General features: G+C 52.1%; 1 protein-coding gene. It reads right to left on the bottom strand.

The features are described from left to right. Positions 1-238 (bottom strand): integrase core domain-containing protein (locus Q0859_RS21480; protein ID WP_299155217.1); only part of this gene is annotated, 238 nt, incomplete at both ends.

Here is a 238-nt window from a genome sequence, read left to right as displayed (position 1 = left end):
TTCATGGTTTTTCTTTTCGTCCTTTCTCGTTCGAACAGTATCGTTTTGCCGCGTCCCGTGTAGACGTCGGCGGGTGTGACGTTGTTCAGGCTCTCATGATAGCGCTGATGGTTGTAGTGACCGACGAAGGCGGCAATCTGCGCTTCGAGATCGCCAGGCAGGAAGTAGTTCTCCAATAGAATGCGGTTCTTGAGGGTCTGATGCCAACGCTCAATCTTGCCTTGGGTTTGCGGATGAT

This window comes from uncultured Tateyamaria sp. (assembly GCF_947497045.1).
In the GTDB taxonomy this organism is placed as follows: domain Bacteria; phylum Pseudomonadota; class Alphaproteobacteria; order Rhodobacterales; family Rhodobacteraceae; genus Tateyamaria.
The sequence above is the reverse complement of the archived record's forward strand: the minus strand, read 5'-3'. Positions and strand labels throughout refer to the sequence as shown.